The sequence below is a fragment of the Billgrantia endophytica genome, from assembly GCF_002879615.1.
In the GTDB taxonomy this organism is placed as follows: Bacteria; Pseudomonadota; Gammaproteobacteria; order Pseudomonadales; family Halomonadaceae; genus Halomonas; species Halomonas endophytica.
The window spans coordinates 85,979-108,931 of record NZ_PNRF01000044.1; the positions used below are offsets into that span (position 1 = coordinate 85,979).

19 protein-coding genes are annotated in these 22,953 nt (G+C 63.7%); 5 read left to right on the forward strand and 14 right to left on the reverse strand.

Features of this window, described 5'->3' with window-relative positions; all coding sequences use genetic code 11:
• Positions 1-30: 30 nt before the first annotated feature.
• The 11 genes from C1H69_RS21135 to C1H69_RS21185 form a co-directional block, all read right to left on the reverse strand.
• The gene (locus tag C1H69_RS21135) at positions 31-1,311 is read right to left on the reverse strand and encodes a TRAP transporter large permease (protein WP_102655359.1); all 1,281 of its coding nucleotides are present in this window, start codon (positions 1,309-1,311) and stop codon (positions 31-33) included.
• On the reverse strand, positions 1,311-1,895 hold the full coding sequence (locus C1H69_RS21140; protein ID WP_102655360.1) for a TRAP transporter small permease: 585 nt from the start codon (positions 1,893-1,895) through the stop codon (positions 1,311-1,313). Before C1H69_RS21140 ends, C1H69_RS21135 begins: the two co-directional genes overlap by 1 nt.
• Before the next feature lie 67 nt (positions 1,896-1,962).
• A complete protein-coding gene (locus C1H69_RS21145) occupies positions 1,963-2,931 on the reverse strand; it encodes a TRAP transporter substrate-binding protein (protein ID WP_102655361.1) in 969 nt (322 codons plus the stop codon).
• A 75-nt stretch (positions 2,932-3,006) separates the two neighbouring features.
• Entirely contained in the window at positions 3,007-4,029 is a 1,023-nt protein-coding gene (locus C1H69_RS21150) for a Zn-dependent oxidoreductase (RefSeq protein ID WP_102655362.1), read from the reverse strand.
• Between the two features lie 14 nt (positions 4,030-4,043).
• The gene (gene manD, locus C1H69_RS21155; protein WP_102655363.1) at positions 4,044-5,255 is read right to left on the reverse strand and encodes a D-mannonate dehydratase ManD; all 1,212 of its coding nucleotides are present in this window, start codon (positions 5,253-5,255) and stop codon (positions 4,044-4,046) included.
• Between the two features lie 32 nt (positions 5,256-5,287).
• Entirely contained in the window at positions 5,288-6,709 is a 1,422-nt protein-coding gene (uxaC, locus tag C1H69_RS21160) for a glucuronate isomerase (RefSeq protein ID WP_102655364.1), read from the reverse strand.
• Between the two features lie 41 nt (positions 6,710-6,750).
• On the reverse strand, positions 6,751-8,040 hold the full coding sequence (locus C1H69_RS21165) for a TRAP transporter large permease (protein WP_102655365.1): 1,290 nt from the start codon (positions 8,038-8,040) through the stop codon (positions 6,751-6,753).
• Positions 8,037-8,528: a TRAP transporter small permease gene (locus C1H69_RS21170; RefSeq protein ID WP_102655366.1), complete on the reverse strand. Its 492-nt coding sequence runs from the start codon at positions 8,526-8,528 to the stop codon at positions 8,037-8,039. Before C1H69_RS21170 ends, C1H69_RS21165 begins: the two co-directional genes overlap by 4 nt.
• 98 nt (positions 8,529-8,626) lie before the next feature.
• Positions 8,627-9,586 (reverse strand): C4-dicarboxylate TRAP transporter substrate-binding protein, encoded by a 960-nt coding sequence (locus C1H69_RS21175; RefSeq protein WP_102655367.1) that lies wholly within the window; start codon positions 9,584-9,586, stop codon positions 8,627-8,629.
• A gap of 30 nt (positions 9,587-9,616) precedes the next feature.
• Positions 9,617-10,369: a GntR family transcriptional regulator gene (locus C1H69_RS21180; RefSeq protein WP_102655368.1), complete on the reverse strand. Its 753-nt coding sequence runs from the start codon at positions 10,367-10,369 to the stop codon at positions 9,617-9,619.
• 161 nt (positions 10,370-10,530) lie between these two features.
• Positions 10,531-12,243 carry a DEAD/DEAH box helicase gene (locus C1H69_RS21185; RefSeq protein ID WP_102655369.1) on the reverse strand — a complete coding sequence of 571 codons (1,713 nt, stop codon included), beginning with the start codon at positions 12,241-12,243 and terminating at the stop codon, positions 10,531-10,533.
• 432 nt (positions 12,244-12,675) lie between these two features.
• Between C1H69_RS21185 and C1H69_RS21190 the strand changes: the two genes are divergently transcribed.
• Positions 12,676-13,125 carry a YaiI/YqxD family protein gene (locus C1H69_RS21190; protein ID WP_102655370.1) on the forward strand — a complete coding sequence of 150 codons (450 nt, stop codon included), beginning with the start codon at positions 12,676-12,678 and terminating at the stop codon, positions 13,123-13,125.
• 76 nt (positions 13,126-13,201) lie between these two features.
• Here C1H69_RS21190 and C1H69_RS21195 read toward each other — a convergent pair whose 3' ends face one another.
• Together C1H69_RS21195 and C1H69_RS21200 are read right to left on the reverse strand one after the other, a co-directional pair.
• Positions 13,202-14,206 carry a glutathione S-transferase family protein gene (locus C1H69_RS21195; RefSeq protein ID WP_102655371.1) on the reverse strand — a complete coding sequence of 335 codons (1,005 nt, stop codon included), beginning with the start codon at positions 14,204-14,206 and terminating at the stop codon, positions 13,202-13,204.
• An 80-nt stretch (positions 14,207-14,286) separates the two neighbouring features.
• Positions 14,287-15,198, reverse strand: coding sequence for a LysR family transcriptional regulator (locus C1H69_RS21200; protein ID WP_102655372.1), 912 nt, complete (start codon positions 15,196-15,198; stop codon positions 14,287-14,289).
• A gap of 99 nt (positions 15,199-15,297) precedes the next feature.
• Here C1H69_RS21200 and C1H69_RS21205 point away from each other — a divergent pair, with 99 nt between their 5' ends.
• From C1H69_RS21205 to C1H69_RS21215, 3 genes are all read left to right on the forward strand, one after another.
• Positions 15,298-16,149, forward strand: coding sequence for a pirin family protein (locus tag C1H69_RS21205; protein WP_205738578.1), 852 nt, complete (start codon positions 15,298-15,300; stop codon positions 16,147-16,149).
• Positions 16,150-16,395: 246 nt separating this feature from the next.
• Positions 16,396-18,141 (forward strand): peptidoglycan DD-metalloendopeptidase family protein, encoded by a 1,746-nt coding sequence (locus tag C1H69_RS21210; protein ID WP_102655373.1) that lies wholly within the window; start codon positions 16,396-16,398, stop codon positions 18,139-18,141.
• Positions 18,142-18,322: 181 nt separating this feature from the next.
• The gene (locus C1H69_RS21215; protein WP_240610039.1) at positions 18,323-20,158 is read left to right on the forward strand and encodes an ABC transporter ATP-binding protein; all 1,836 of its coding nucleotides are present in this window, start codon (positions 18,323-18,325) and stop codon (positions 20,156-20,158) included.
• A 78-nt stretch (positions 20,159-20,236) separates the two neighbouring features.
• Here the strand turns inward: C1H69_RS21215 and C1H69_RS21220 are convergent, their stop codons facing one another.
• On the reverse strand, positions 20,237-21,859 hold the full coding sequence (locus C1H69_RS21220) for a L,D-transpeptidase family protein (RefSeq protein ID WP_102655375.1): 1,623 nt from the start codon (positions 21,857-21,859) through the stop codon (positions 20,237-20,239).
• A gap of 163 nt (positions 21,860-22,022) precedes the next feature.
• Here C1H69_RS21220 and C1H69_RS21225 point away from each other — a divergent pair, with 163 nt between their 5' ends.
• Positions 22,023-22,742, forward strand: a complete 720-nt coding sequence (locus C1H69_RS21225) for a murein L,D-transpeptidase catalytic domain family protein (RefSeq protein ID WP_102655376.1) — start codon at positions 22,023-22,025, stop codon at positions 22,740-22,742.
• Positions 22,743-22,953: the final 211 nt, after the last annotated feature.

Sequence of the window (22,953 nt, forward strand, 5' to 3'; positions counted from 1 at the left end):
ATCCTCACATATCGCGCACGGCCAAGGGGTCTATTCACCCATCAACAGGTTCGGCAGCCACAGGGAGATCGCCGGCACGTAGGAGACCAGCAGCAGCACGGCGAGATTGCAGAGCAGAAACGGCATGAGCGCGCGCGCCACGGTCAGCATGGGCAGCTTGCCGATCCCCGACACCACGAACAGGCAGACCCCCACCGGCGGCGTGGTCAGGCCGATCATCAGGTTGAGTACCATCATGACGGCGAAGTGCACCGGTTCGATGCCGACCCCGGTGGCCACGCCCAGCAGCGCCGGAAAGAGAATGATCAGTGCGGCGATGGTCTCCATGAAGGCGCCGACGAACAGCAGGATCAGATTGAGGATCAGGATGACGATGATCGGGTTCTCGCTGATGGCGAGAATCAGGCCGGCGATCATCTGGGGCACCTGCTCGCTGGTGAGAATCCAGCCGAACAGGTTGGCGAGCCCCACCAGCAGCAACAGCGCCGAGGAGGTGAGCACGGTATCGGAGAGGATGCCCGGCAGCTTGCGCCAGGAGATGCCCTTGTAGATGAACATGCCCACCACCAGGGCGTAGAGGCTGGCGACGATGGACGCCTCGGTGGGCGTGAAGAAGCCGCCAATGATGCCGTAGAGGATGATCACCGTCATCAGCAGCGCCCAGAAGGCGGTCTTCGCCTCCTTGAGCAACTGCGGGAAGGGAACGCGCGCCTCCTTCGGATAGCCGCGCCGCACGGCAAGGATGTAGACGGTGACCATCATTGCCACCCCCATCAGCAGGCCGGGGATGGCACCGGCCAGGAACATGCGCCCCACCGAGATGCCGCTGAGCGAGCCGGCGATGATCATCGGCACGCTGGGCGGAATGATCGGCCCGATGGTCGAGGAGGCCGCCGTCACCGCCGCCGCGAAGGGCTTGTCGTAGCCGGCACGCGCCATGCCGGGGATCATCACCGAACCGATGCTGGCGGCATCGGCGACCGCCGTGCCCGAGACGCCGCCGAAGATCATCGACCCACCGACATTGGCCAGCCCCAGGCCACCCCGGATATGCCCCAGCAGCGCGTTGGAGAAGCGGATGATGTGCTCGGTGATGTTGCCGACGTTCATCAGGTTGCCGGCCAGCACGAAGCCCGGGATGCACAGCAGCACGAAGGTGTCGATGCCCGCGTACATGCGCTGGGGCACGATGGTCAGCGAGATGCCCTCCATCAGCAGATAGATCAGCGAGGCGATGCCCAGGGCGAAGGCGATGGGCATGCCGATGAGCAGAAGAGCCAGGAACACGCTGAACAGGATGATGACTTCCATCACGGCGTCTCCTGCTCGTTGCGGTCGAGCGGACGGAACATGGCGATGCCCCCTTCCAGAAAGCCGATGACGCCGTAGAACAGCAGCAGCCCGAACGTCACCACGGTGGAAAAGAAGATGTAGAGCATGGGGATCCGCAGTGTCGGCGAAGTCTGCCAGGCGCCGTTCTGGGCGTACTGCCAGGCATGGGGCAGAACGACCCAGGCGAAGCCGGCGATCAGCAGGCAGATCAGGGCCTGATAGGCGGCCCGTGCCCGGATACCCAGGCAGTGGTGGAAGAGTTCGACGTTGACGTTGCGGTTCTTGCGCAGCACCACCCCCGCCGCCAGCGCCACCATGTAGAGGAACAGATAGCGCGACAGCTCCTCGGTCCAGGCCGGGGAAAACGGCAGGAACAGCCTCGAAACGACCTGCAGCAGCACCGTGCCGGCGATCGCCACCAGGGCGACAACGGCCATGCCGGTGAACAGGGTATCGATCCAGCCGATCAGGCGCCCCACCATCCCCTGGAATCCGGGCACCGCCGCGAGGGTGTCCAGGCTATCGATGGCTTCCTGCTCGATCGCCTTGTAGTCCGGGCCCATAAGCCTCTCCTCATGGTTATCCCCCATGGGGGCAAGCATGGGCTCATGCTCGCCCCCGGGGGGTGCCTTACAGGTTCTGGATGGCCTCGAACAGGGCCCGTTGCTCCTCATTCAGAACACTCTCCACCGCCGGAAGAGCCTTCTCGGCGAAGGCAGCGGTATCCACCTCGATGAACTCCATGCCACGTTCGCGCAGCAGCTGCTCGAGGCGCACCTGATCCTCCTCGAACAGTCCGGCCTGATACGCCTGCATGACCTCGGCGGCATCGAAGACCACCTGTTGCAGTTCTTCCGGCATCCGCTCGAGCTGGTTCCTGCCGATCACCACATAGATCCAGCTACGCACGTGGCCGGTGAGATTCAGGTAGTCCTGCACCTCGTAGAAGCTGGCGCTCTCGATCAGGCTCAATGGATTCTCCTGGGCCTGAATGGTGTTCTGCTGCAGCGACGTGAACACCTCGCTGAACGCCATGGGCGTGGGACGAGCGCCCAGCGCCTGCCAGGTATCCACGAACAGCGGCACGTTGGGCACCCTCAGCCGGATACCGTCGAGATCATCCGGATGCCGAATGGGCCGGTTGGAGGTCAGCTCACGCGAACCACGCTCGAACCAGGCCAATGGCACCAGGTCGGCGCGCTCGGTGATCTGCGCCTCGATCTCGGCACCAACCTCACTTTCCACCACCCGGTGCAGGTGCTCGGCATCACGGAAGGCATAGGGCGCCGCCATCATGGCGGCCTTGGGCGCCCAGTTCTGCAGGCTTTCGCCGGTGATGGTCATGTCGGCGGTGCCCAACTGGATGCTGTTGATCACGTCCATTTCGCTGCCGAGCTGCTCGTTGGGATAGATCCGCACCTCGATTCGCCCCTCGGAACGGGTCTCGACCTCCTCCTTGAACCTCTCGGCCGCCAGATGCCAGATATCCCGTTCATTGGCCAGATGACCGAAACGCAGCGTGAAGTCCGCAGCCAGTGTTACCTGGCTCACGGCCAGGGCCACGCCCAGAACGGTGCCGGTGAAGAGTGATTTCATCATGGTGTCGACTCCTGCATGTGAGCATGCGAGTTGTTGTTGATCTTCGTGTGGCGTGCTGAGAATCAGCACCGGCCGTCAGGCACCGATCTGGATCAGTACCTTGCGGGCCTTTTCAGGATGGTGCTCGAGCATGTGGATAGCGCCCGGCATCTCGGCGAACGACAGGCGATGGCTGACCAGCGTCAGGGGGTCGAGACGCCCCTCGGCCATCAGCGCCAGCACCTCCGGAAACTTGCGGTTGTTGAGGCGCGACCCCACCAGGGTCAGCTCCTTCTTGATCACCTCGAGCTGCACCAGGTCGCTCGGCGTGGGAGCGAAGCCCAGCAGGCCGATGCGTCCGGCCGGCGAGGCCAGGCGCAGCATCGACGGCAACAGCGCCGGCACGCAGGCGGCATCGGCAATCAGCGGCAGGCCCTCTCCGCCGGTCAGGCGCATCACCTCGGCCTCGACGTCATCGCGGCTGCCGTGGACGGTATGCCACGCGCCAAGCTCACGAGCCGTGACCAAGCGCTCGTCGATCACGTCGGTGACGATCACCTCGTCGATGCCCTTGGCCCGGGCCATCTGCAGGATGGTCAGGCCGATCACCCCGGCACCGAACACCAGCAGACGATCCCCCGGGTGTGGCTGCATCCGGTCGAGGACATTGGCGGCGATGGTGTAAGGCTCCACCAGGGCGGCGGCATCCAGCCCCAGCCCCTCGGGCAACGGGTGCAGGTTGGCGGCCGGCACGGCGACGAGTTCCTCGAAACCACCGTCGCGATGCACGCCGATCACCTCCAGGGCGGTGCACACGTTGGGGCGCCCGATGCGGCAGGGGTAGCAGCCGCCGCAGCTGATCACCGGATCGATGCAGACCCGGTCGCCCACGGCCACCTCCGCCACACCCTCGCCCACCGCCTCGACGATGCCGGCGAACTCGTGCCCGGTGATGCGCGGGAAGCGCACGAAGGCATTGTCGCCATGGATGATGTGCATGTCCGAGCCGCAGATGCCGGCATAGGCGACGCGTACCAGTGCCTCGCCGGCGGCCACTCCCGGCACCTCGACCTCGGCGAGCCGATAGTCCAGGGGGGCCTTGACCTGAAACGCTTTCATGGGCGGTTACCTCCTCACCAGTGCCACAGGGTGCCGTCTTCCAGCCGATTGACCGGCAGGCTGGCACGCGTGTAGGGGTACTGCTTCGCCAATGCCTCATCGATGTCCACGCCATGTCCCGGCATCTCACCGACGATGAAATGACCATCCTCGAAGCGGTAGTCGTGGGGGAACACCTCATCGGTGATCGCCTCGTGGGGCATATGCTCCTGGATGCCGAAGTTGGGCACCCAGGTATCGAAGTGGATCGCCGCACCCAGGCATACCGGCGAGAGATCCGTCGGGCCGTGGAAGCCGGTACGCACGTGGTAGAGCGCGGCCAGGTCGGCGATGCGGCGCAGATGGGTGATGCCGCCACCGTGGGTCAGCGGGGTGCGGACGTAGTCGATCCACTGGTTCTGGAGCAGTTCGCGGTAGTCATGGATCGAGTTGAACACCTCGCCCACCGCCAGCGGTGTGGTGGTGTGCTGACGAATCAAGCGGAAGCTCTCCTGGTTCTCGGCCGGCACGCAATCTTCCAGCCAGAACAGGTGATAGGGCTCGACCTCCTTGCCCAGCCGCGCCGCCTCGATAGGGGTCAGCCGGTGGTGCACGTCGTGCAACACGTGGAGCTCGTCGCCGAAGCGTTCGCGCACCGCGGCGAACAGCTTGGGAACGTGATTGAGATATTTTTCGCTACTCCACACATGTTCGGCGGGAATCTCCGAGTCCGCCGGCTCGTAGCGCTCGCCCTCACGCTTGGCAACGCCGTAGATGGTGGCAATGCCGGGTACGCCGGCCTGTACCCGTACCGCACGGTAGCCGAGCCTGACGTGTTTCTCGACTTCCTCAAGGCAACTCTCGATATCGCGGCCGGTACAGTGGGCGTAAGTCATCACTCGCTCACGACTCTTGCCCCCGAGCAGCTGGTAGAGCGGCATATTGGCCGTCTTGGCCTTGATGTCCCATAGCGCCATGTCCACCGCCGATACGGCAGACATGGTCACCGGCCCACGTCGCCAGTAGGCACCCCGGTAGAGATAGTGCCAGATGTCTTCGATACGGCTGGCATCCCGCCCGATCAGGGCGGGAACCACATGCTCCTCGAGATAGGCAACCACCGACAGCTCACGCCCATTCAGGGTGGCATCGCCGATACCATGGGTGCCCGATTCGGTCACGATCTTCAAGGTGACGAAGTTGCGTCCCGGCGAGGTAACGATCACATAGGCATCACTGATTTTCATGGCTGCTCCGTCGAAGTAATGAAAGGTACCGCTCAACGCTCGAAGAGATAGCGCTGCACGTTGTCGTAGCAGACCGCACGCACCAGGTGGCCGATACGATCGGTATCGTTGGGTAGCTCGCCACGCTGCATTTGCGCGCCGAGCATCTGGCAAAAAATGCGGCGGAAGTAATCGTGACGCGAGAACGACAACAGACTGCGCGAATCGGTGAGCATCCCCACGAAGCTGCGCAGCAGGCCGAACTGCATTTGGGTGGTGAGCTGGCGCTCGATGCCGTCACGCTGGTCGTTGAACCACCAGGCCGCCCCGAACTGAACCTTGCCGGGAATGCCATCGCCCTGGAAGGAGCCCGCCAGGCTGGCAAGCATCTCGTTGTCGCGCGGATTGAGGTTGTAGACCACCGTACGTGGCAATGCCCTGTCGCGGTCGAGTGTGTCGAGAATCGCCGCCAGTGGTTCGGCGTAGGTCACATCGCCGATGGCATCGAAGCCGCTGTTGGGGCCGATCTCGGCCAGGCCGCGCTGGCTCAGGCTACGCAACGCCCCCAGGTGCAACTGCATCACCCAGCCGCGACGGGCGTACTCGCGCCCCAGCCATAGCAGCACCGCAGTGGTAAAGCCGCCGGATGCCTCAGCGGTCAGCGCTGCACCCTGACGCCGGCGGTCGATCAGTCGGTCGAGCTCAGCCACCGTGGGCGGCACCACGAACACCGGCTTCTCCAGGCTGTGGTCCGACAGGCAGCAGCCGTGTGCGGCGAAATGGTCGAGTCGCTGGCCGAGCGCCGCGAGCAGGTCGTCGAAGCGCCGGATCGGTACGCCGCTGGCCGCCTCCAGCTCCCCAAGGTAATCGACGAAACCGGGCTGCTCGATCTTGAGCACGGCATCGGCTCGAAATGTCGGCAGCATGGTTGGCCCCTTGCCGCTCACGGCGTGACGGCGATGCTCGTCAAGCGGATCGACCGGGTCATCGGTGGTGCATACCGTGCGGACATTGAAGCTGTCGAGGATGCCCTGGGCGCGCAACTCCGGGGTCGACAGACGCGCGCGGGAGGCGGTCCATATCTCCTCGGCGGTCTCAGGCGAGAGCAGCGTATTCTCGATACCCAACGGATGGCGCAACTCCAGGTGCGTCCAGTGGTAGAGCGGATTGCCGAGACAATCCGGCACCGTTTCCGCCCAGGCCTGAAAGCGCTCGCGGTCATCACGGTCACCGGTGATGCGGCGTTCATCGATGCCGGCACAGCGCATCGCACGCCACTTGTAATGATCGCCCTTGAGCCACAACTCGGTGAGGTTGTCGAACTGTACGTTGCCGGCGATCTCGACCGGGCTCAAGTGCGAGTGGTAGTCGCAGACCGGCATGCAGGCGGCATGCTCGTGATAAAGACGTCGGGCCGCCTCATTCTCGAGCAGAAAATCCGGCCCCATGAAGTCGATTCTGTCATTGAAGGTCATGGCACACTCCGCCGTTATCGGGACTTGCCCTGGAACCAGTGTCAGCCCATCAGCAGGTTGGGCAGGAACAGTACGATGTCGGGAAAGGCGATGATGCCAAGCACTACCACGAGCACCGCGATGGCGAACGGCAGCAGCTCACGGCTGTACTCGATGAACGAGCAACGCAGAATGCCGCAGACGGTATACATCGAGATGCCCACCGGGGGCGTCATGCCACCGAAGGTGACCAGGGTCATCATCACCAGGCCGAAGTGCACCGGATCGATACCCGCCGCCTTGATCACCGGCACCAGGATCGGCGTCAGCAGCATGACCACCACGGTGGCCTCGAGCAGCATGCCGAGCAGCACCAGCAGCACGGCCAGCGTCAGCAATAGCGTCACTTGGCTGGAGAACACACCCAGCGTCAGCTCGGCGATGGTCTGGGGAACCCGTTCGAATGAGACCACATAGCCGATGATGCCGGAGAACATGATGATCAACATGATCATGCCGATATCACGCACACTGGCATGCATCGCCGCGATGACCTCCTTGAGCCCCATCTCGCGGTGGATCACGCATCCCACCAACAGCGCGTAGGCCACGGCGAAGGCGCCCGCTTCGGACGGGGTGAACAGGCCATAGCGAATGCCGACCAGCAGCCATACCGGAAACAGCAGTGCCCAGATGCTGCCGCGCGCAGCCTTGAGAACCTCGCGCCCCGAGGGGAGCCCTTCGCGCACCGGCGTGTAGCCGCGCCGCTTGGCGACAAAGTGAGTGGTCACCATCAGCGCGATCATGAGCAGGAAACCAGGCACCACGCCGGCAATGAACAGCCGGCCGATCGACACCTCGCCGAGGTAGCCGTAGAGAATCAGACCAATGCTGGGCGGGATGGTGGCCGTGATCAGCCCTCCGATGGAAAGCACCGCACCGGAAAAGCCGGGGCTATAGCCCTCCTTGATCATCCCCTGCCCCAGCACCCGCGACTGCATGGCGGCATCGGCCACTGCCGAGCCCGAGACACCCCCCATCAGGGTGCTCAATACCAGGCTGGCCTGGGCCAGACCACCGCTCATCCACCCGGCCAGCAGTGTGGAAAGACGCATCAGGCGGGGCGTGATGCCGCTGGCATTCATCAAGTGACCGATGAAGATGAACAGTGGCACCGCCAGCAACGGGAACGACTGGGTCGCGGAGACGATACGCTGTGCCCCGATATTGATCGGCAGAAAGGTATCGGGGAGGAAGAAGTAGGTGAACCCGGCGATGCCGATGGCGAAGGCGACGGGCATGCCGATGGCCATCAACACGAGGCCCAAGCCAAGCAGGAGCGCGGCCGTCATAACGGCTCCTCCACAATTTCGTCATCCGGAGCCAGGCTGAAGACGATACCCTTGGCCGCGATGCGACGCGTGAGCGAAACGATCATCAGCATCGCGCCCACCGGCAGGGCCAGGGTGATATAGCCATAGCTCAACCCGGCCACGCCCATCGGACGCTGCCAGTTGGAAAGCGCCAGAGGAAAGCCGTACCACGCCAACAGGAACAGGAAGCCCAGCATCAGCACCAGGCACAGGCCGGCGGCCAGGCACTGGAGCAGCGGCGGCAGGCGCACAGCCAGCGCATCGATGCGCACCTGGCCCCCGCGACGCAGGGTGATATCCGCACCCAGCACGGCAGTCCAGATAAACAGGAACTGGGCCAGCTCGGCGCCTCCGGCAAAGGGCTGGCCGATGGCCCGCGCCGTCGAGCTGACCAGCATGACCAATGAAGTGCCGCCGAGCAGCAGGATGGCGAGCCACTCCTCGATTCGATCGTACCAACGCCACATAAAGAATCCTCGACCCCGGAGGTCCGTCTGGCAGAGTGTCGGGGACAGCCGGCTCAGGCCGGCCGCAGCCAGTTGTTATTCTTGCGCCAGGAGGGGGATCACCCCCCTGCTACCAGCTCCTCACGGTATTGGTCGTAACCGAGCTCTTCATAGACGCCACTGACCCGCTCGCGGAACTCCTCGACATCCACCTCGGTGAAAGTCACGCCCTCGGCCTCCATGCGTTCACGCACGGCATCCTGGGCATCGACGGTGGCCTGACTGGCTTCCTCGCCAGCCTTGGTGAGTTCCTCGTCGAGGATGGTGCGCAGTTCCTCGGGCAGCGACCGATACCACTGTTCGGAGGTGGCGATGCCGGTCATCAGGTGGATATGACCGGTAAGGGCGATGTGACTGGTGACCTCATGCAGGTTCTGGCCTTCGGCGGCGGTCAGTTGCGCCTCGGCGCCATCGATCGAGCCCAACTGCAGCGCCGAGTAGACTTCCGACCACGGTAGCGGCGTTGGCGTGGCGCCCATCGCCTCAATGGTCTTGACCCATACCGGCGAGTTGATGGTGCGAACGCGCACCCCGCGCAGGTCGTCCGGGGTCTCGATGAGCTTCTGTGTCAGCATCTGGCGGGAGCCCTGGAACCAGTTGTAGTTGAGCAGGCGCAGGCCGCTGCTCTCGGCCAGACCCTCGACCCATCCCAGGTAGAGGTCGGACGAGGTGATCCGGTCGTAATCGCTGTGGTCCTCCACCAGGTAGGGCGCGCTAAGAATGCCCAGCTCCCGCTGGTATTCGGAAAGCCTGCCGGCATCGATCAGGATGGCAATATTGGCGCCACTGCGGATCTGCTCGACCACGTCCTCGTCGGAGCCGAGTTGGCTGTTGGGGAAGACGTTGACGATCAGTTCTCCTTCGGAGCGTTGTTCGATCGCCTGCCTGGCGCTCTCCATGGCCTGGACGATGGGGTCCTGGGAGCTCAGTGCCGAGGACAGGTTCAACTGATAGGCCGCGTGGGCGAGGTTGGCGCCTACGGCCAGGGCAATGGCCGAGACGAGTGCGGATGTCTTCATGTGAGTCTCCTGGCGTGCATCATGTTGTGGTTATCGTGTCGAACGGTATGGCGTGTTGTTGTCGCTGACGACAGCGGTGGAAGTTCCATCGAACATTTCGGGGAAACGGCGCATGAGTTCGGGCAGCGATTGCAGTATCTCGCGCTGATGGAGACGCATGGCTCGGCTGGCCGCTTCGGGATCCCGGCCGGCAATGGCCTCGACGATCATCGAGTGCTGGTCGGCCAGCTTGGCGATCGGTGTCGACTCGGGAATGCTCAGGTAGCGCACCCGGTCGAGCTGTGCCTTGACCTCTTCGGTGACACGCCAGGCCGCGGTATGCCCCGCGCCTAGTGACAGCGAACGGTGAAAATCCTCGTCGAGCTGAAAAAAACGGTCGTAGTCGTTAGTCTCGATGCAGCGCCGTTGACGCTCGATCAGTTCATGCAGGTCATCGACCGTGCGATCGTCCAGCCCCTGCTCGGCAGCCTCCTTCGCCACCGCGACCTCGACGGCTTCGCGCACGAAGCGCGCTTCGAGCACGGCCCGTTGCGAAATCCGTATCACGTAGGTGCCACGCTGTGGACGCACCTCGACCAACCCCGCTTCCGACAGCCTTATGAAGGCCTCTCGCACCGGCTGTCGACTCACCGAGAAGATATCGGCCAGCTCTTTTTCGGATAGCGCCTGGCCTGGCGCCAACACCATGCGAATGATGGACAGGCGCAGCACCCGGTAGAGCCGTTGGCGTACCGAGCCTCTGTCGTGAGTGTCCTGCCATAGGGCCTGCAGACCGTTGTCCATGCGCGTTCTTCCCGTCTCGTGGTTGCAGCAGGGTCGTCACCTTGCCGACATAACTAGTATGGTAGTATGGCAATCAAAAAAGAGAAAGAAAAAAACCCAGGCCGGGATTTCCCGACCTGGGTCATTTCGTTCTCGATCGCCTGGCTGGCGATCATGGGCTGTCAGGCAGTGGTGCGACGACGGATCGGCGCATCGCCATCCTGGCGACGACGCGGGGCCCGTTCGGGAGCACCGCTGTCCTCGCTGATTTCAAGCGGACGGCCGGCGACCCGGGCGCGCGCCATCTTGGCAAGGATGCTGGCCGGCAGCGAGCTCGGCAGCTCCACCACGGAGAAGGCGTTGCGGATATCGATGCGTCCGATACGGGCCCCTTCGATGCCACCTTCATTGGCCAGGGCGCCGACCAGCTGGCCCGGCTTCACGCCATCCTTGTGACCCACGGCCACGCGATAGCGGGTCATGCCCTCGCTGGGACCGCCCTCACGGCGACGCGGCGGCTTGCCGTCACGGGGTGAACGCTCGGCACGCTCGTTGCGGTCCTTGCGCGGCGGCTGCATACGACCGATCGGTGTTTCATCGGCGCGAGCCATGGCGGCAAAGGCGCAAGCCAGTTCGATCGGATCGTGCCCTTCGGCGACCAGGCGCTCGATCAAGGCACGCTGTTCCTCGGCACCGGCTGTCAGTGCGCCCTGAGTACGCAGGAAGAAAGCATTGTCACGATGAGCGCGGATGGCGGCCTCATCGGGAATCGGCATATCGGCCATGTGCTGACCGGTGGCCTGCTCCATCCAGCGTACCTTGCGGATCTCGCGAGAGCCGACGAAGGTGATTGCGATGCCGGTCCGACCCGCGCGACCGGTACGGCCGATACGGTGGGTGTAGGCTTCGCTGTCCTGGGGCAGGTCATAGTTGATGACGTGAGTGATGCGCGCCACGTCGAGGCCACGAGCGGCCACGTCGGTCGCGATCAGCACGTCGACCTTGCCACGCTTCAGACGGGTGATGGTGCGCTCACGCAGGCTCTGATCCAGATCGCCGGAGAGGCTCGCCACGTTGACACCCCGGGCGGAGAGCTGCTCCATCAAGGTGGTACAGGCGGCGCGAGTCCGCACGAAGACGATAGCGCCGTCGACGGGCTCGACCTCGAGGATACGTGACAGGGCTTCCAGCTTGGCGCCACCTTCGACGCGCACCAGGCGCTGGTCGATGCTTGCGGCAGTCCCCACGCTGGCTTCGATCACGACCTTGACCGGATCGACCAGGTAGCGATTGACGATGCGCTCGATCTCGGTCGGAAGCGTGGCGGAGAAGAAGACCCGCTGGGCATCCTTGGGCGTATCGGCGACCACACGCTTGACGTCGTCGATGAAGCCCATGCGCAGCATTTCGTCGGCTTCGTCCAGCACCAGGGCGGAGAGGCCGTCGAGCTTGAGGCTACCGCGGTCCAGGTGGTCGATCACACGGCCGGGTGTGCCGACCACGACCTGGGCGCCACGCTTCAGCGCACCCAACTGCTCGCGGTATTCCTGGCCGCCACACAGGGTGGCCACTTCCAGGCCCTGGAGGTTCTGGCCGTACTTGCTGAACGACACGGCCACCTGCTGGGCCAGCTCACGGGTCGGCGCCAGCACCAGTACCTGGGGCTCGCGGCGGCTCAGCTCGAGACGAGAAAGAATCGGCAGTGCAAAGGCAGCGGTCTTGCCGGTGCCGGTCTGGGCCTGGCCCAGCATGTCACGGCCTTCCAGCAGTGCAGGAATGGTCTGCATCTGGATAGGTGAAGGAGTTTCGTAGCCCAGGGTTTCCACAGCGGAGAGAACGGCAGGCAACAGAGCAAGATCGCCGAAGCTCGGCGAAGCGACAGAAGTCGAGGTCATCAATCACACCTTGGTAGGCCGGCAGGGGCCGGCAAATCACATTGAGGCATCCCCGACGCAAAAGAACGGTCGGGCGCACTGCGCTTGTCGAGGGCCACCGTTGGCCGAAGGGCAGAGCGAGTCACGGTATCGGGGACGCCGGTCGCACCTGGCATCCGGTTCGCGTCCAAAGGACTGGCGAACCGCTAAGGCGACCTTTCTGCGCCGATGTCGCCGGTTGGCGGCATCTGGTGGCGCTCCATCTTCACATCTCGGACACTGTCGGAAGATGACCGCAGGTCTCGGTGATTCGGCTCAGGCAATTTCAGCGCCGGCGAATCGTCATGATGGCGGGGTCAGCACATGCGAGGAGGACGCATGCTACCATTGGCACGCCCCCCTGGCCAGCACTTTCAACGCTACGGCCTTGCGAAACCGTCAAGGAGCTTGTCCATGCCAACGCTGTGGGTCGATGCAGACGCCTGCCCCAAGGTGGCGCGCGAGATCATCGTGCGCGCCGCCGAGCGTACCGCCACACCGACCTGGTTCGTGGCCAATCATACGATTCCCCTGCCGCCCTCACGCTGCGTCAGGTCACTCGCGGTGAGCCATGGCTTCGATGCCGCCGACAACGAGATCGTGGCCCGCCTCGCCCCCGGCGATCTGCTGTTCACCTCCGACCTGCCCCTGGCCATGGAGGCCATCGAAAAGGGCGCGGCGGTGATGACCACTCGTGGCGAGATGCTCGACAAGAGCAACATCAAGGCGCGGGTGCAGATGCGGGACTTCATGGAGACCCTGCGTGCCAGCGGCGAGCACACCGGCGGACCCAAGGGGTATACCGACACCGACCGGCGCGAGTTCGCCAATGCGCTGGACAGGTGGCTGGCGAAGAACGCCTGATCCCCGGAAGCCTGCCGTGCCGGTAAGTCCCAGCGCAAAGCGGCGCCGGGGACAGGACGCCACGGAGGTCACCGTCTCACCCCTTCTCGCGAATCCCCTTCCCCGCCAGGCGTTCCCGGTCGTGGGGCCGATCGAAGTCGAGCAGCGGCCCTTTCGGCACGATACGCGTCGGATTGATGGTGTCGTGACTGTAATAGTAGTGACGCTTGATATGGTCCATGCTCACCGTCTCGGCCACGCCCGGCCACTGGTAGAGCTCGCGCAGGTAGTTCGACAGATTCGGGTAGTCCTCGATACGCCGCAGGTTGCACTTGAAGTGGCCGTGATAGACGGCGTCGAAGCGCACCAGGGTGGTGAACAGACGAATATCGGCTTCGGTGAGCCATTCGCCGGCCAGGTAACGACTACCGGCCAGTCGCGCCTCCACGCGATCCAACGCCTCGAACAGCGCCACCACATGCGTCTCGTAGACCGCCTGCTCGGTGGCGAAACCCGACTTGTAGACGCCGTTGTTGATGTGCTCGTAGACATCCTCGTTGACCGCATCGATGGTCTCGCGCAACTCCTGCGGATAGAAGTCCAGGCGATTGCCGGTCAGGCCGTCGAAGGCATCATTGAACATGCGCACCAGGTCGGCCGACTCGTTATTGACGATACGCCCTTCCCGCTTGTCCCACAGCGCCGGCACCGTTACCCGGCCGGTGTAGCGCGGGTCGGTCAGGGTGTAGAGTTCGCGATGGAATTCCACGCCATTGACCGGATCGCCGCTGGCGCCCTCGTCCTCATGATAGCTCCAGCCCTGGTCGAGCATCAGTGGGCTGACGTGAGAGGCCCCGACCAGTGCATCGAGCCCCTTTAGCCGCCGCATGATCAGGGTGCGATGCGCCCAGGGACAGGCCAGCGAGACATAGAGATGGAAACGATCGGCCTCGGCCGGCAGCCCGGGCTGGCCCTTCGGGCCCGGACGGCCGTCTTCGGTAACCCAGTCGCGCAGCTTTGCAGACTCACGCACGAACTCACCGCCATGCTGGCTGGTGTCATACCACTGGTCGTGCCACTTGCCGTCGATCAACAGGCCCATGAGGCGCTCCTGGTCAGGAATTTTGTCTGCCCACAGCTTAAGCCAGCTTACTCGACGCTCAAGCGCAGTTTTTCCCTTGGTCATTTCGAAAATATCGAATCACCAGGGACATTGCTCTCGACCGCGTCTTGGAGCGCTTCCGCCACCGCATGGGTCGCGGGGCCTGCCCGATCCCGATCACGGAAGAACATCTGCATGGGCACGAGACGTGCCCCACCGGTAGCCAGTGGCAGGGGGCGCATGGTCTCCGCATCCAGGTCAACGCCGATTCGGGTTTCCGGCAGCCAGGCGAACCCCAGGCCCCGCCTGACCATGTCGATGGACGTTTCCAGATGGCTGACCGTCCAGCGTTGTTCGGCCTTGAGCCAGCCGGCGTCCATCGATTGACGCTGTGCCGAGTCCCGCACCACCAGCTGTCGATAGCGCTGCAGGTCGCGCAGGTCGAGCTGGCGGCCAAGCGCATGCAGCGGGTGGTCATGGTGAGCCACCGCCAGGAATCGCACCTGCACCAGCGGCTCTCCCAGGAACCCTTGAGCCGCGAGACCGGACACCGCCAGGTCGGCCCGTCCGTCATAGAGCATCTCGATACCGCCATTCAATACGGTTTCATGCAACTGCACCCGGACATGGGGAAAGGCTGCGGAAAAACGACTCAGCGCCACGGCCAGGGCACGGGGAGGAAATATCTGATCCACCGCCAGTACCACTTCGGCCTCCAGACCTTCGGCAAGTCGGCCCGCCACGTCCTCCAGCGCCTCGGCGCTCTCGATCAACTGGCGCGCCCGGCGCAACAGCATCTCGCCGGCCTCCGTGAGCCGAACCTGTCGTCCCGCAGGCTCGAGGACCTGAACGCCCAGTTGCTGTTCCAGCTTATGGACGGCGTGGTTAAGCGTCGACGGGCTCTTGTGCACGACTTCGGCGGCCCGGGCAAATCCGCCATGATCCACGACTGCCGCCAGCATTTGCCATTGGGCCAATGTGACACGCGACATTTTCGATTTCCTCGAACAATGGGTGCGAAACTATGCGCTTAATTTTCGAAAATCCCGTCCTAGAATGCCAGACATATCCTTGAGATTGGAGCAGGTCACATGAGCGATTTGTCACACCCACGTCGCGTCGACCGCTTGATGCGCAGCCAGCCCAGTCAAGATGGCGATGGCGTCAAGATTCAGCGCATTCATGATTTCGGCGGCGGCCTCGACCCATTCCTGATGCTGGACGAACTCGGCTCCGACAGTCCTGACGATTACCTTGGCGGCTTCCCGTCGCACCCCCACCGGGGCATCCAGACATTGACCTACGTGTTACATGGCGGACTGACCCACGAAGACCACCTGGGCCACACCAGCACCATTCGGGCAGGCGATGCCCAGTGGATGCATACCGGACGCGGTATCGTGCACTCGGAAATGCCGCTGACCGATAGCCGGGGGCTGCACGGGTTCCAGATGTGGCTCAACCTGCCTGCCAGGGACAAGCTGAGTCCGGCCACCTATCGGGACGTCCGCAGCGACGAGATGCCGCACCTGATAGGACAGGACGCCGACCTGATAGCACTGGGCGGCCGCTGGCGGGCGACCGATGGCGAAGCGGTGGAGGGTCCGCTGAATGCCCTGGCGGGCAACGGAGCCGTCGGCCATGCGCGACTCGCGGCGGGCGGCGTCCTGAACCTGGAAACCGCCGACGAAACCTTGGCGATCTATGTCTTCGAAGGCACCCTGACCGTGGCGGATGACACCGTCGCGGCCGGTCAACTGGCGCGACTCGAGGAAGGCCAGACCCTGTTGCTGCGCAGTGAGGATGGGGCCCAGTGCCTGATTCTGGCCGGCACGCCCCACCGTGAAGCGATCGCCCACTATGGCCCTTTCGTGATGAACGACATGCGCGAGATCGAGCAGGCACTGAGCGACTATCGAGATGGAACCTTTACGGGCCAGTGAGGCCTCTTGTGGTAACGCCATGTAGCAGCTGCTCGGTCAAGTGGGGTTGCCAACGACACGTCATTGCCGTTCAATGAAGATATAGAGAACGGTGTTCGACAACATCGGCACGGCTCGGGCGAAGCTGCCGGATCGCCCGGGGCGCCTCTTCCTGTATGTTCATACAGACTAGGCAGGCCATATATCATGAGTTAAGGTTCCCATGCCTTTTTATATTCATGTCACCTATTTATATGGCCGATATCCATGTTGCGAATCCTCCATTCGCTGCCCCGCACGCATAAGTTATTGCTGCTACCCGTTGCCACCATGGTCACCGTGCTGGGCGCACACAAGATTGTCACCCTCGTAGAGAACACCCAGCGTCAAGGGCAGACACCCGACACCGTCCTGTTCCCCCTGACGCCCCAGGCCCAACCCGGCCTCCCCTCGTTGAACAGTGAACGCTACTCGGTAGCCGATGCCATCGAAATCGCCACCCAGGCCATCGACGCCACTCGCGACCACATCCCCCTTTCACAGCTGAAACCCACCGAGATCATCGATCTCGACGGTACAGGGCTGGCCGGCATCGCGAACGCAGCCGCCTCTCCCGAATCTCTCGCCTCCCCCCCGACACCGGGGCCCGAGGCGCTCATGTCTGACGAGCGACAGGCCAGCAGCGTTGACCTGGTCGCCACCCTGGACTCCGGGGCACTGCACATGGCCCTCGTGATCGGCACCCTGGCCAGCGGCATGCTGGATGATACCCATACCGATGACGAAGCCCTGGCCGCCGGCGCCACCTCCTATGACGATATTCCCGATGAAGACTGGGCCTTCTTCGACGACGGCCCCATCGTCTTCGACCATGAAGTGGCGGCCACCGAGCCTTTCGTCCCCGAGTGGCGCACCTACACCGTCCAACAGGGCGATACCTTCGCGGTGCTGGCACAGAATGAGTTGGGCCTCGGTTATAGCGAGGCTATCCGGCTTCTGGAAAGCTTGCCGGACCAGAGGCTGTTGACGCATTGGCGAGTCGGCAACACGTTCGAGTACCAGTTGGATGAACAGGATCGGCTGGCGGCCATGCGGGTCATGAAGAATGCCCGTGAAGGCTTCCTGCTGGAACGCGACGACGATGATTTCGACGTCGCCACCATCGAACGTGCCGGCGAAGCCACGCAGCGCCTGTTCGCTGGCACCGTCAGCGGCAGTTTCGCCCGTTCGGCCCAGGCAACCGGCCTGTCCAGTACCGAGGTGGCCCAGGTATCACGGCTGCTCGAGCGGAAGCTCGACTTCCGCCGCGATACCCGCCGGGGCGACGAGTTCCAGGTGCTCATCGAATCCGACATCATCGACGGGGCCAGCTTCGACTCCCGCGTGCTGGCCGTCCAGTATGCAGGGGCACGCATGGACCTGACGGTGGTGCGCAACAGTGCCGACAACAACTTCTACACGCCGGATGGCCAGAGCCTGGACCCAGCCTTCAGCCGCTACCCCTTCGAGGGCAGCTACCGCATGAGTTCGAGCTTCAACCCCCGCCGCACCCATCCGGTGACCGGCCGGGTCAGCCCTCATCGCGGTACTGACTGGGCCATGCCGATCGGCACCCCGGTCCAGGCACCGGCGGATGGCCGTATCGAGAAGGTGGGTAATCACCCGGTGGCCGGTCGCTACGTGGTGGTGCGCCACGATAACGGCTATCGCACCCGTTATCTCCATCTGTCACGCGCACTGGTCAATCGCGGCGACCGGGTCGAGATGGGCGAGCGCATCGCACTGTCCGGCAACACCGGCCGCAGCACGGGCCCGCACCTGCATTACGAGGTCATCGTCAACAATACCGCTGTCGATGCCATGCAGGTCGAGCTGCCGGAGAACAAGAGCCTGAATGGCGAGAAGCTCATGGCCTTCCAGCAGGAAGCCGAACCGCTACTGGCCGCCCTGCGCAATGGCGAAGCCGGGCCCGCGGTAGCCCGGGCGTCCGAGCACGACTCGGAAGACGACTGACGCCACACCGCACGGTCATCACCGACGCCCCGCCAACCAGCGAGCCGACGCCGCGCTGGTTGGCGGGGCGTCGGCTCGCTCCGGAAGCAAAACCGTCTGCTGAAGCGGTCGCCTGACCCCGATGACCCTCGGCATTCCCCCGGAGGTTCCCCGCGTGTCTTCGCCCCACCTACGCAAGACCATTCCCTCCCCGCCCCCGGAGGACAACAACCGCCTGAGTGTCTTCTTCGGCGTCTTCCGCTACAGCCGCCGTGCGCTGGCGCTCGTCTGGCAAACCTCGCGACCGCTCACCCTGGGCCTGGCCGTGTGCACCCTGATTGCCGGCATCTTGCCGGCAGTGGCCGCCTGGATCGGACAGCTGATCGTCGATGCCGTCGTGGCGGCCATGGCACACCATCGCGATACCGGCAGCGTCGAGTGGTGGCCAGTGTTGCGCTACGTACTGGCGGAAGCCGGCGTCATTGCCGCCATTGCCATGGCCCAGCGTGGCCTGTCGGCCCAGCAGTCGCTCCTGCGCGCTCTGCTCGGCCAGAAGGTCAACGTGATGATCCTCGAGAAGGCCGGTACCCTGTCGCTTGCCCAGTTCGAAGACTCGGAATTCTATGACAAGCTGACCCGCGCCCGTCGCGAGGCCTCCATCCGCCCCCTGGGCCTGGTCAACAAGACCTTTTCCCTGCTTCAGAACGCCATTTCACTGATCAGCTTCGGCGTGCTACTGGTGCAGTTCTCGCCATGGGCGATCCTGATACTGGTTATCGGCGCCCTGCCGGTGTTCGTCTCCGAGGCAAAGTTCTCCGGCGATGCCTTTCGGCTGTTCCGCTGGCGCTCGCCCCAGACCCGCATGCAGGTGTACCTGGAGACGGTGCTGGCCCGGGAGGACAGCATCAAGGAGGTCAAGCTGTTCGGTCTGGAGCCGCTGCTGCTCGATCGCTACCGCAAGATCTTCAATACCCTCTATGGCGAGGATCGCCGCCTGACGATCCGCCGCGAGACCTGGGGCTTCCTGCTCGGCCTGCTGGGTACGCTCGCCTTCTATGGCGCCTATGCCTGGGTGGTAGTGGAAACCGTGACCGGCCAACTCACCCTGGGCGAGATGACCATGTACCTGATGGTCTTCAAGCAGGGCCAGGCGGCGCTCTCGGCGAGCCTGACCTCGATCAGCGGCATGTACGAGGACAATCTCTACCTGTCGAATCTTTACGAATACCTGGAGCAGCCGGTGGCCGCCGAGCGAGGCACACTCACCCAGGGGGCCAAGCCCGGCGATGGCATCCGCTTCGAGAACGTCGGCTTCACCTACCCCGGTGCCACGATGCCAGTGCTGTCGACTATCTCGCTGCATATCAAACCCGGCGGAAGCCTGGCACTGGTTGGCGCCAACGGCTCGGGCAAGACCACCTTGATCAAGCTCCTTACCCGGCTGTACGAGCCCAGTGAAGGACGCATCCTGCTAGACGGCAGTGACCTGCGGGACTGGGACATCCAGACCCTGCGTCGACGCATCGGGGTGATCTTCCAGGACTTCGTGCGCTATCAGATGAAAGTGGGCGAGAACCTGGGCGCCGGCGACGTGGCCGCCTTCGAGGACGAGGGGCGCTGGCAGGAAGCCGCTCGGCGCGGCCTCGCCGAGACGTTCATTGCCGACATGCCCGGCGGCTATCACACCCAGTTGGGCCGCTGGTTCAAGGATGGCCAGGAGCTGTCGGGCGGCCAGTGGCAGAAGATCGCCCTGTCGAGAGCCTACATGCGCGAGAGTGCCGACATCCTGGTGCTCGACGAACCCACCGCGGCCATGGATGCCGCCGCCGAGGCCGCGGTCTTCGCCAACTTCCGGGAACACGGCGGGGACAAGATGACCATTCTGATCTCGCACCGCTTCTCCACCGTTCGCTCCGCCGACCTGATCCTGGTCATCGATGGCGGAGAAATCCTCGAGCAGGGCGACCACACGAGCCTGATGGCCACCAACGGCCGCTATGCACGGCTGTTCAGGTTGCAGGCCAAGGGCTATGAGTAAGCCTTCTTGCACAGGATCGGGCCTTCCGGGAGCAGGCCTTCGCATGGCTCAATGGCCGGTTTGGAAAAGCGTTCCCGCCTACAGCGTCAACGGCCGATCCAATGCCTGCAGCAGGGCCTCGTCGCGCCCATAGATATCGGGCCGGAAGGCCAGCTCGCCATCGTCTGCCGGATGCACGGTCCAGTAGTGGAGGATGACCGGAACGCGCTCTGCCAAGGGGACATTGCGGGTCTGGCCATTGGCGATCTGCGCCTGAACGTCGTGACCACTATCGGTATCGTCGAACAGCAGTTGGGCGAACTCCAGCACATCCTGCACCCGGATACAGCCTGAACTGAAGGCCCGCTGCTCCCGGGCGAAGAGGCCCTGGGCCGGGGTATCGTGCAGATAGACCATATGGTCATTGGGAAACCGGATCACTACCTGCCCCAACGCGTTATGCGGCCCCGGGCTCTGGCGCAGTACCACATTGCCCGGCCGTGACCAGTCGACTTCCCATGGGTTCAGCGGCACACCCGACGGGCTGAGTACCTGGATCCGCTCCCGCCACAGGTAGCCCAGGTCCTGGCGCACACGGGGCAGAACGTCCTCGCGCAGGATCGTGGGCGGAATCGTCCAGGTCGGGTTGACGGTCATGTGGGTGATGTCGGAGCGAAGCGACGGCGTACGCCGGTAGGGCTGGCCCACCACGATGCGTGAACGCCAGATTTCACCATTGGGACGGAAATAACTGAGTTGGTAGCCGGCGATGTCCACCAGCACGAAGGATTCCGGCAGCCCATGCAGCAGCCAGCGGGCACGCTCCATGTTCAAGCGTATCTGATCGATGCGGTCGCCTACCGGTACGTTCAAGGCGGCCAGGGTCTGGGCGCCGACGATACCGTCCACCTCCAGCAGATGACGCCGCTGAAAGCGACGCACGGCAGCGTCTAGCCTCTCGTCGTAGCGCCGAGGGTCCGGCCCGTCCAACGCGGCTCCCGGGAAAGCCTCGATGGCGGTGGCCATGACCTCCAGCTCACCCATGATGGCCAGGCGTTCACGCAGCAGCAAGACATCGTCATCGAGATCGCCCGGTCGCAGCGCCCGTTCCCGTGGAGGCAGGCTTGCCCAACCGCCCAGGCGCTCGATGGTCCGATACCGGGCCAGGCCGGAGCGAAGTCGTTCATAGGGCGTATAGCCAGGGCGCGCTTCGGCGAAGGCCTGTTCGAAGCGCTGTGCCTCCACCGCCCGGGAGATCGCTGTCGGATCCAGCTCGGCGGCCTCGGCCGGGATCTCCCACCCGGTATCGATACTGTGTGGATCCACCTTCCCACGCTTCAGGTGTGCCAGAACCGTCAGCAATACCTGACTGGTGTGCAGGTCGAAACGGGCCTGTTGCTCGCTATCGTCCTCGGCATAGGCTTGGCGATGCCCTATCACCAGATCATCGGGCCGGTAGTCCTCCGGCCTGAGGCCGTCCGCATCCAAGGTGTGTAGCGCCGCGGCAAAGGCTGCAACGGCCTGCCCGTCCCGCCAGGCCGGTCGATGCTCGCGCTCCCGGTACAAGGCCCGTACCGTCTCCGTTTCGTCGTCGACCAGCCGGGCAATCTCCGCTGTCACTGCTTCAACGCTTGCCTCTCTGTCGGCCGGCTCACCCTGGGCAAGGCCCGACAACCCCAACAGCACGGCCAGTACGCCACCAAGTGCAACAAAACACCGCATGCTTGCCTCCTGCTTCGTTGATGACTCAAGTAGCCTTCCTGGCGTCTGGCTTCATAATAGAACCTGCACAGGGCTACAGGCTCCGTTTCGTGTGTCCATCCGGGCCAAGCCATCAATGGCCTTGCACACCATGACCTGACCAACCGACCATCACAGGTTTCCCATGATCAGATCGCCACTGTCCACCCGATTTTCCTTCGCCGTGCTTATCGGCGGCCTGCTGATCGCCACGCCCCCAACCCAGGCCGGGGACTTTCTGGCCCAGGCACGACTCTCCGACGCCAGCCTGGAGCAGACCTTGACCCGACTCGCCCCCCAGGCCACCCCCCATGTGCTGCAGCTGGCCGCCAACGCCCTGACCTGTGCCGAGCCGCACGCCGAACGGCTGGCGGTGATCGACTATTCACTGCCTTCCACCCAGCCGCGCCTGTGGATCTTCGATCTGGCAGAGAAGCGGCTGCTATTCGAGGAGCTGGTCTCCCACGGCCAGGGCTCCGGTGACGCCGAAGCGACGATTTTCTCCAATACGCCGGAAAGCCATCAGTCGAGCCTCGGCCTGTTCCGCACCATGAACAGCTACTACGGACGCAACGGTTATTCGTTACGGCTGGAAGGTCTCGAGGCCGGCGTCAATGACCTGGCCTACCAGCGCGCCATTGTCATTCATGGGGCCGACTACGTCAGCGAAGCCTTCATCGAGCGGACCGGCCGCCTGGGTCGCAGCCATGGCTGCCCGGCGGTACGTCAGGAGGTGACCTACTCCCTGATCGATAGCATCAAGGAGGAGCAGTATCTCTTCGCCTACTACCCGGACCCCGAATGGCTGGAAGCCTCCGCCTTCCTGGCCTGCCAGGGTGATGGGCGCCAGTTGACCATGAATTAGCCTTGCCCTGTTGCCGCGTATTTTCCTGTCTGCCACGACAAAGCGTCGGCTGCGCCAACAAGGAGCAAGCTTTCTCCGGCGATGCACCATCGTCACCCATCCAGGCTCACGCAGCAGGCGGAGCCTACCCTGGCCCCTTCTTTCCGATCGAAACCAATTGATTGACGAAAAAGAAAAACTACCATAATGGCATGTTGCTTGCTTGAAAAAG

What these genes read in the sequence shown, in the direction of transcription:
- C1H69_RS21135 (WP_102655359.1), bottom strand. Translation starts at nt 1,311, where the DNA reads ATGGAAGTCATCATCCTGTTCAGCGTGTTCCTGGCTCTTCTGCTCATC.
- C1H69_RS21140 (WP_102655360.1), bottom strand. Translation starts at nt 1,895, where the DNA reads ATGGGCCCGGACTACAAGGCGATCGAGCAGGAAGCCATCGATAGCCTG.
- C1H69_RS21145 (WP_102655361.1), bottom strand. Translation starts at nt 2,931, where the DNA reads ATGATGAAATCACTCTTCACCGGCACCGTTCTGGGCGTGGCCCTGGCC.
- C1H69_RS21150 (WP_102655362.1), bottom strand. Translation starts at nt 4,029, where the DNA reads ATGAAAGCGTTTCAGGTCAAGGCCCCCCTGGACTATCGGCTCGCCGAG.
- manD (WP_102655363.1), bottom strand. Translation starts at nt 5,255, where the DNA reads ATGAAAATCAGTGATGCCTATGTGATCGTTACCTCGCCGGGACGCAAC.
- uxaC (WP_102655364.1), bottom strand. Translation starts at nt 6,709, where the DNA reads ATGACCTTCAATGACAGAATCGACTTCATGGGGCCGGATTTTCTGCTC.
- C1H69_RS21165 (WP_102655365.1), bottom strand. Translation starts at nt 8,040, where the DNA reads ATGACGGCCGCGCTCCTGCTTGGCTTGGGCCTCGTGTTGATGGCCATC.
- C1H69_RS21170 (WP_102655366.1), bottom strand. Translation starts at nt 8,528, where the DNA reads ATGTGGCGTTGGTACGATCGAATCGAGGAGTGGCTCGCCATCCTGCTG.
- C1H69_RS21175 (WP_102655367.1), bottom strand. Translation starts at nt 9,586, where the DNA reads ATGAAGACATCCGCACTCGTCTCGGCCATTGCCCTGGCCGTAGGCGCC.
- C1H69_RS21180 (WP_102655368.1), bottom strand. Translation starts at nt 10,369, where the DNA reads ATGGACAACGGTCTGCAGGCCCTATGGCAGGACACTCACGACAGAGGC.
- C1H69_RS21185 (WP_102655369.1), bottom strand. Translation starts at nt 12,243, where the DNA reads ATGACCTCGACTTCTGTCGCTTCGCCGAGCTTCGGCGATCTTGCTCTG.
- C1H69_RS21190 (WP_102655370.1), top strand. Translation starts at nt 12,676, where the DNA reads ATGCCAACGCTGTGGGTCGATGCAGACGCCTGCCCCAAGGTGGCGCGC.
- C1H69_RS21195 (WP_102655371.1), bottom strand. Translation starts at nt 14,206, where the DNA reads ATGGGCCTGTTGATCGACGGCAAGTGGCACGACCAGTGGTATGACACC.
- C1H69_RS21200 (WP_102655372.1), bottom strand. Translation starts at nt 15,198, where the DNA reads ATGTCGCGTGTCACATTGGCCCAATGGCAAATGCTGGCGGCAGTCGTG.
- C1H69_RS21205 (WP_205738578.1), top strand. Translation starts at nt 15,298, where the DNA reads ATGAGCGATTTGTCACACCCACGTCGCGTCGACCGCTTGATGCGCAGC.
- C1H69_RS21210 (WP_102655373.1), top strand. Translation starts at nt 16,396, where the DNA reads ATGTTGCGAATCCTCCATTCGCTGCCCCGCACGCATAAGTTATTGCTG.
- C1H69_RS21220 (WP_102655375.1), bottom strand. Translation starts at nt 21,859, where the DNA reads ATGCGGTGTTTTGTTGCACTTGGTGGCGTACTGGCCGTGCTGTTGGGG.
- C1H69_RS21225 (WP_102655376.1), top strand. Translation starts at nt 22,023, where the DNA reads ATGATCAGATCGCCACTGTCCACCCGATTTTCCTTCGCCGTGCTTATC.